The organism is uncultured Porphyromonas sp. (genome assembly GCF_947254915.1).
In the GTDB taxonomy this organism is placed as follows: domain Bacteria; phylum Bacteroidota; class Bacteroidia; order Bacteroidales; family Porphyromonadaceae; genus Porphyromonas.
This window is the reverse complement of sequence record NZ_CAMYEZ010000140.1, coordinates 1-4,731: the sequence shown is the minus strand read 5'-3', so window position 1 is coordinate 4,731 and position 4,731 is coordinate 1. Positions and strand designations below refer to the sequence as shown.

Below are 4,731 nucleotides of genomic sequence, written 5' to 3'. Positions count from 1 at the left end.
TTCGGAACTTTGATTTCACTCTTCCGAAGTTTTATTTCATTCTTCCGAACTTTCATTTCGGCCCTCCGTAGGGAATTTTTGTTTGCTCCGTGGAGATTCCCGATTTCCTCGGGAGAGATTGGCATCAGCGGAGATGCAGGAGTCGCTCTACAGTGAGCTTATATTGCAGTGTACGAGGATTAATCTTCATACACCAGGGCTATCTTCAAGCGTAGCTAGTAGCTGGGCATCTTACCCCGATGATGGAGATGTCTGTAGTCTCTCATCATCTGCAATTAGGGAGTCGATACTCATACTATAGGGATGTAGCTGAGGAGATAATCAGCGCCCTTATAGAGTCCTCATCGTCAGAGCACCATGGAGAGGGTCGTGTTGCAGAGCCTGTTTCAAGCTATGGCCTATTTCCAGAGTTGCAGACCGCTCCCTTTCCTAGTCAACTTGACGGAGCCTTTACGTTTATAGACTTGTTTGCTGGTATCGGAGGGATACGCCTTGCGATGCAGTCGGTCGGTGGCACTTGTCTCTTCTCTAGTGAGTGGGATAAGCAAGCTCAGCAAACCTACCTAGCTAATTTTGGAGAACTCCCCTTTGGTGATATCACTTCCCCAGTCACGAAGTCTTTTATACCTAAGGATTTTGATGTGCTGTGTGGGGGCTTCCCTTGTCAAGCCTTTTCTATAGCGGGCTATCGCAAGGGGTTTGAAGATACTCGAGGTACGCTCTTCTTTGATATAGCGGAGATCGCTTCACAGCATCACCCTAAAGTGCTACTACTGGAGCAAGTGGATCCTAAGAGATGTGCTACAGCTCAAAGAAGGTGAGCTAGTAACTATGGATACGCTCAACAAGTATGGGATGGACAGTATCTTGGTTAGAAAGGTGGAGAGCTTAGAGGAGCCAGCTACATATAAGATAGACTTTTGTCGTAACGGCTACGAACGTTATGACCAGTTTACGCAAGGCTCTGAGGGTGAGGTCTGAAGAGAGCATACCTCCGCATGTTACCGAAGCCAAATCCCGAAAGCAACACAGCGATTCGCCTTTATGCAACAGTCTCAAAAAGCCTCAACTCTCTACGTCAAGAGTTGAGGCTTTTTTCGTTATACTAGACGAGGAATTACTTTAGTACCTCATCAAGGAGTGCATCATCCACTAGGAAGGGGATGGTGATGTGGTAGAGGTCTGAGTGCTCCTCGTTGAACTCTTGAGAAGTAGACAGAGCGTTCTCATTGCGAGCCCAAGCGCGACGAGCTACGCCGCCCATCACGTCCCAAGTCATAGCCTGACGTAGGATCTCGTCAACACGGCGACTACCATCGAGGACCATACCAAAGCCCCCGTTGATCGCCTTACCGATACCGACGCCACCACCGTTGTGCAGAGCGACGAGGCTCATACCACGAGCACAGTTACCCGCAAAGCACTGGACAGCCATGTCGGCCATAACGTTACTACCGTCACGTATGTTGGATGTCTCGCGGAAGGGGCTATCCGTACCGCTCACATCGTGGTGGTCACGACCGATCATGATCGGACCAACCTCGCCACGACGTACCATATCGTTGAACTTAAGTGCGATCTTCAGACGGCCCGCAGCGTCCTGGTAGAGGATACGCGCCTCGGTACCGACGACGAGCTGATTCTTCTCGGCGTCACGTATCCATATATAGTTGTCACGATCCTGCTCACGACGATCTGGGTCTATGCACTCCATAGCAGCGTGGTCTGTCTTGATCAGATCCTCGTGATCGTGGCTGAGGCATACCCAGCGGAATGGACCATAGCCGTAGTCAAAGAGCTCAGGCCCCATAATATCCTCTACATAGCTTGGCCAAATGAAGCCATCCTTGTCGTCTACGCCATTGCGAGAGATCTCCTGAATGCCAGCATCAAAGCAAGCCTTCATAAAGGCATTACCATAGTCAAAGAAGTAAGTGCCACGAGCCACGAGCGCCTTGATAGCCTCGTAGTGACGGTGCAGACCCTTGTCCACCTCCTGGCAGAAGCGCTCTCTGTCGTGTGCGAGCAGGTCGGTACGCTCCTCAAAGGTAAGCGATACAGGGCAGTAACCACCCTCGTAGACAGCGTGACAGCTCGTCTGATCGGAGAGTAGGTCTACGTGTATGTTATGCTCGACGCAGTACTCCAGCAGATCCACCACATTACCGTGGTAAGCGATCGAGCAAGGCTCACCAGCCTTCATACCCTGCTCAGCGAGCTTAAGCGCCTCAGGGATTGTCTCTGCAATGTGCTTGACCCAGCCCTGATTGTGACGAGTCATGATACGAGACATATCTACCTCAGCGATGATAGAGGTAGCACCTGCGATGTCAGCCGCCTTAGGCTGTGCACCACTCATACCGCCTAGACCAGAGGAGATAAAGAGCTTGCCAGCGAGGTTGCCACCGCTCGGGATGTGTAGCTGCTGACGGCCAGCGTTGAGTAGCGTATTAAACGTCCCGTGTACGATACCTTGTGGCCCGATGTACATCCAGCCACCAGCGGTCATCTGACCATAGTTGGCGACGCCCATCTGAGCAGCTATCTCCCAGTCCTTGATATTGTCATAGAGACCGACCATCATGGAGTTGGTGATGATGACACGAGGAGCAGAGGGGTGCGAGGCGAAGAGTCCCAGCGGGTGTCCGCTCTCGATGACTAGGGTCTGATCCTGTGTGAGCTCCTCGAGGTACTTGATGATGAGACGGTACTGGAGCCAGTTTTGGCATACCTGACCTGTCTCACCGTAGGTTACAAGCTCATAAGGATAGAGCGCTACAGCGTGCGATAGGTTGTTGTGGATCATCACCTGGAAGGCCTTGCCCTCAATACACTTACCCTTGTAGCTATCGATAGGACCTGCCTTGAGATCGCCCTCGGGACGATAGCGATAGGCGTAGATCTTGCCACGCTCCTTAAGCTCCTTGAGGAACTCGGGTGCGAGCTCAGCGTGAAGCTCTTTAGGTACATAGCGTAGCGCATTCTGTAGTGCTACACGTGTCTGTGCTGGGGTCAAGCTATAGCCCCTATCAGGTGCTCGACGTATGCCCTCCTCAAAGGTGGGGTACTTGGGTAGCGTAGCGTCAAGCGTAAACTTACAGGTTCTCTTCATACTTACTGGTTGCTATCTTAATTTCGTGTTCCACAAAGATACTAAAAACTAGTAGACACGCAGACATCCCCCCAGGACTGATTGCATTGTGAGACTGTTGAAAAGTAGGAGTTAGCTGTAACTAACCGAGGATATAAGTAATCCGCTGGAGGGATTCGGTAAGCTTCCCAACAGCGGACTACTCGAGAGTTTTGCAAAGTCTAAGACAATTAGAGTCTAGAAAGAGCTATGATGCACCTGACCTATTGTCCTAGAGCGTTATGACATATGAACTTTGACTTACGACTAGGATATAGTGACTGGAGGGTAGCGTCTTCACATCTACTGTGGTGCACCCGTCTAACGTAGTACCTTGTGTGAGCAATGCACCTTCTAGACTGTATAGACGGTACTCCTCACCAGATACTGTACCGTCAAGGATTAGCTGGTCACCACTCCTATAGATACAACCGTTTGTTGAGGACAAGTCGCTTATAGAGCTAAACTCTCGCTCGTCAATAGTGCCGAAGTCTCGCCACACCTCACGACTTCCGTAGGTGGCTTTAGCCCCTGTTGGGACGATGAGTGTAGCTTGGCTCAAAGGTATACTAGTAAAAGGATTATTTCCCAAGGTCGGGGGCGTAGTAGTAGCTGATATAAAAGTGCTCAGACCTGAGCATAGCGCAAACGCCTCGTTGCCTATGCTTTCTACCTGTGAGCCTATTTGAACCTTTTTCAGAGCTGGACAGCCGTAGCAAATAGCGGGAGGAATCCGAGTCAAGCTGTTGGGGCAGCTTATCTCCTCAAGAGCATCGCAGTAAGCCAGGAGCTTGCTCCCTAGACTATCTAGCTGCTCAGGTAGAGAGATGGTCCGCAGTGCTGTACATTGAGTGAAAGCCCCCTCTCCAGCATACCGTAAGCTCTTCGGTAGCTCAACCCTCTCAAAGCCTACGCAGGCTCTGAAGGCTTCACGCTCTATTACCTTAAGTTGCGACGTCTTGGGTAGTGCTATCAAGGCTTGACATGCACGAAACGCACCCGCTCCAATTGTGTCTAGGCTCGTAGGAAGCTGTACATCTTTAAGTGCTACACAGTAGGCAAAGGTCTCAACAGGTAGCCTAGATAGGGCTGGTTGTATGTTGACTCGCTCTAAGGCACTGCATTTAGACCATGCTTCTTCGCCAAGTTGCTTTACAGAGGCGGGTATAGTCATCTCAGTAAGAGCTATACATTCTTTGAATGCCCCCTTACCAATCTTTTCTAGTCCATCAGGCAGACTAGCCCCTCGTAGGACTTTGCAGCCGTTGAAAGCAAAGCCCCCAATCCGCTTTAGATCCTTAGATAGAGTAACATTCGCAAGTTTAGTGTTCTGGCTAAAGGCATATTCACCAATCTCAGTCACAGTCTGGGGTAAAGTCACACTGGCTAGACTAGAGCAGTTGCGAAAAGCCCCATCACCGATACTTAGCAACCCCTTAGCGGGCATCTCAACGACGGTCAGACTAGTACAGTCTCTGAAAGCATCTGACTTGATACTATCCACTGATGAAGGGATACGTACGGTAGAGAGCTTCTTACAATGCTTGTATTTACAACCGATTATTACTCAATATTTTATAGATAATAAGTCAGAAATATGG

At 50.1% G+C, this 4,731-nt stretch carries 3 protein-coding genes and 1 pseudogene; 2 read left to right on the top strand and 2 right to left on the bottom strand.

Annotated features, from left to right (window positions below; genetic code table 11):
* Window positions 1-449 precede the first annotated feature (449 nt).
* Window positions 450-785, top strand: a pseudogene (dcm, locus tag Q0X57_RS07620) (DNA (cytosine-5-)-methyltransferase); the annotation flags it as partial.
* 46 nt (window positions 786-831) lie between these two features.
* The gene (locus tag Q0X57_RS07615; protein WP_297729814.1) at window positions 832-981 is read left to right on the top strand and encodes a hypothetical protein; all 150 of its coding nucleotides are present in this window, start codon (window positions 832-834) and stop codon (window positions 979-981) included.
* A 136-nt stretch (window positions 982-1,117) separates the two neighbouring features.
* Here the strand turns inward: Q0X57_RS07615 and Q0X57_RS07610 are convergent, their stop codons facing one another.
* Both Q0X57_RS07610 and Q0X57_RS07605 read right to left on the bottom strand, forming a co-directional pair.
* Window positions 1,118-3,112, bottom strand: a complete 1,995-nt coding sequence (locus Q0X57_RS07610; protein ID WP_297729812.1) for a urocanate hydratase — start codon at window positions 3,110-3,112, stop codon at window positions 1,118-1,120.
* A gap of 250 nt (window positions 3,113-3,362) precedes the next feature.
* Window positions 3,363-4,691, bottom strand: coding sequence for a leucine-rich repeat domain-containing protein (locus Q0X57_RS07605; protein WP_297729816.1), 1,329 nt, complete (start codon window positions 4,689-4,691; stop codon window positions 3,363-3,365).
* Between the last annotated feature and the right edge of the window lie 40 nt (window positions 4,692-4,731).

What these genes read in the sequence shown, in the direction of transcription:
- Q0X57_RS07615 (WP_297729814.1), top strand. Translation starts at nt 832, where the DNA reads ATGGATACGCTCAACAAGTATGGGATGGACAGTATCTTGGTTAGAAAG.
- Q0X57_RS07610 (WP_297729812.1), bottom strand. Translation starts at nt 3,112, where the DNA reads ATGAAGAGAACCTGTAAGTTTACGCTTGACGCTACGCTACCCAAGTAC.